This is a genomic window from Alteribacter natronophilus, assembly GCF_006007885.1.
Lineage (GTDB): Bacteria > Bacillota > Bacilli > Bacillales > Salisediminibacteriaceae > Alteribacter > Alteribacter natronophilus.
Window position 1 is genome coordinate 1 of the sequence record NZ_VCRO01000011.1, and the last position, 3,216, is coordinate 3,216.

Annotated in this window: 2 rRNA genes; both read right to left on the minus strand. The window is 53.7% G+C overall.

Annotated features, from left to right (window positions below):
- Position 1 precedes the first annotated feature (1 nt).
- A 5S ribosomal RNA gene (gene rrf, locus FGB90_RS19360) occupies positions 2-118 on the minus strand.
- An 89-nt stretch (positions 119-207) separates the two neighbouring features.
- Positions 208-3,139: ribosomal RNA gene (locus FGB90_RS19365) — 23S ribosomal RNA — on the minus strand.
- Between the last annotated feature and the right edge of the window lie 77 nt (positions 3,140-3,216).

Sequence of the window (3,216 nt, forward strand, 5' to 3'; positions counted from 1 at the left end):
TGCCCAGCGGCGTCCTACTCTCACAGGGGGAGAGCCCCCAACTACCATCGGCGCTGGAGAGCTTAACTTCCGTGTTCGGCATGGGAACGGGTGTGACCTCTCCGCTATCGTCACTGGACAAATGTTTGAGTGAGCCATGCTCTCTCAAAACCAGATAACAGCTTCGACGAACTCTTACGAGTTTCAGAAGACTAACGAACATCTTTTTTGGATAAGCCCTCGATCGATTAGTATCTCTCAGCTTCACGTGTCGCCACGCTTCCACACGAGACCTATCTACCTCATCGTCTCTGAGGGATCTTACTTACATAAAGTAATGGGAAATCTCATCTTGAGGGGGGCTTCATGCTTAGATGCTTTCAGCACTTATCCCGTCCACACGTAGCTACCCAGCGATGCTCCTGGCGGAACAACTGGTACACCAGCGGTGTGTCCATCCCGGTCCTCTCGTACTAAGGACAGCTCCTCTCAAATTTCCTGCGCCCACGACGGATAGGGACCGAACTGTCTCACGACGTTCTGAACCCAGCTCGCGTACCGCTTTAATGGGCGAACAGCCCAACCCTTGGGACCTACTTCAGCCCCAGGATGCGATGAGCCGACATCGAGGTGCCAAACCTCCCCGTCGATGTGGACTCTTGGGGGAGATAAGCCTGTTATCCCCAGGGTAGCTTTTATCCGTTGAGCGACGGCCCTTCCATGCGGTGCCGCCGGATCACTAAGCCCGACTTTCGTCCCTGCTCGACCTGTATGTCTCGCAGTCAAGCTCCCTTATGCCTTTGCACTCTGCGAATGATTTCCAACCATTCTGAGGGAACCTTTGGGCGCCTCCGTTACCTTTTAGGAGGCGACCGCCCCAGTCAAACTGCCCACCTGACACTGTCCCCGAACCGGATCACGGTCCTGGGTTAGAATGTCAGTACAGCCAGGGTAGTATCCCACCGACGCCTCCACCGAAGCTGGCGCTCCGGTTTCCAAGGCTCCTACCTATCCTGTACAAGCTGTACCAAAATCCAATATCAAGCTACAGTAAAGCTCCATGGGGTCTTTCCGTCCTGTCGCGGGTAACCTGCATCTTCACAGGTAATATAATTTCACCGGGTCTCTCGTTGAGACAGTGCCCAAGTCGTTGCACCTTTCGTGCGGGTCGGAACTTACCCGACAAGGAATTTCGCTACCTTAGGACCGTTATAGTTACGGCCGCCGTTTACTGGGGCTTCAATTCAGAGCTTCTCCCGTAAGGGATAACCCCTCCTCTTAACCTTCCAGCACCGGGCAGGTGTCAGCCCCTATACATCGCCTTACGGCTTGGCAGAGACCTGTGTTTTTGATAAACAGTCGCTTGGGCCTTTTCACTGCGGCTGCTCCAGGCATACACCCGGATCAGCACCCCTTCTCCCGAAGTTACGGGGTCATTTTGCCGAGTTCCTTAACGAGAGTTCTCCCGCGCGTCTTAGAATTCTCTTCCCGCCTACCTGTGTCGGTTTGCGGTACGGGCACCTCTCACCTCACTAGAGGCTTTTCTTGGCAGTGTAGGATCAGGAACTTCGGTACTAAATTTCCCTCGCCATCACAGCTCAGCCTTGCGGCAAGCGGATTTACCTGCTTGCCAGCCTCACTGCTTGGACGCGCATTTCCAACAGCGCGCTTACCCTACCTTCCTGCGTCCCCCCGTCGTTCAAACGGTGAGGAGGTGGTACAGGAATTTCAACCTGTTTGCCATCGCCTACGCCTTTCGGCCTCGGCTTAGGTCCCGACTTACCCTGAGCGGACGAGCCTTCCTCAGGAAACCTTAGGCTTTCGACGGAGGGGATTCTCACCCCTCTTTTCGCTACTCATACCGGCATTCTCACTTCCAAGCGCTCCACCAGTCCTTACGGTCTGACTTCGCTGCACTTGGAACGCTCCCCTACCATTGTCCGAAGGACAATCCATAGCTTCGGTGATACGTTTAGCCCCGGTACATTTTCGGCGCAGAGTCACTCGACCAGTGAGCTATTACGCACTCTTTCAATGGTGGCTGCTTCTAAGCCAACATCCTGGTTGTCTAAGCAACTCCACATCCTTTTCCACTTAACGTATACTTTGGGACCTTAGCTGATGGTCTGGGCTGTTTCCCTCTCGACTACGGATCTTAGCACTCGCAGTCTGACTCCCGAGGATAAGTGATTGGCATTCGGAGTTTGACTGAATTCGGTAATCCTGTAGGGACCCCTAGTCCAATCAGTGCTCTACCTCCAACACTCTCACCTCGAGGCTAGCCCTAAAGCTATTTCGGGGAGAACCAGCTATCTCCAAGTTCGATTGGCATTTCACCCCTACCCACACCTCATCCCCGCAATTTTCAACTTGCGTGGGTTCGGGCCTCCATCCAGTGTTACCTGGACTTCACCCTGGACATGGGTAGATCACCTGGTTTCGGGTCTACGGCCACGTACTTATTCGCCCTGTTCAGACTCGCTTTCGCTGCGGCTCCGCCTTTTCGGCTTAACCTTGCACGGGACCGTAACTCGCCGGTTCATTCTACAAAAGGCACGCTGTCACCCATTAACGGGCTCCAACTACTTGTAAGCGCACGGTTTCAGGATCTCTTTCACTCCCCTCCCGGGGTGCTTTTCACCTTTCCCTCACGGTACTGGTTCACTATCGGTCACTGGGTAGTATTTAGCCTTGGGAGATGGTCCTCCCGGATTCCGACGGGGTTTCACGTGTCCCGCCGTACTCAGGATCCACTCCGGAGAGAACGAAGTTTCGACTACAGGGCTGTTACCTTGTCCCGCGGATCTTTCCAGATCGCTTCATCTACTCCGTTCCTTTGTAACTCCAAAGGAGTGTCCTACAACCCCAGAAGGCAAGCCTTCTGGTTTGGGCTATGTTCCGTTTCGCTCGCCGCTACTCAGGAAATCGCATTTGCTTTCTCTTCCTCCGGGTACTAAGATGTTTCAGTTCCCCGGGTCTGCCTTTTATACCCTATGGATTCAGGTATAAATAACACGCCATTACGCGTGCTGGGTTCCCCCATTCGGAAATCTCCGGATCAAAGCTTACTTACAGCTCCCCGAAGCATATCGGTGTTCGTCCCGTCCTTCTTCGGCTCCCAGTGCCAAGGCATCCACCGTACGCCCTTATTAGCTTAACCGTCGATGTCGTTGGTCTTCTAAGACGCCGGCTACTCTCATAGCCGGTGAAACTCATAAAGAGTTTGCTTCAAATTAG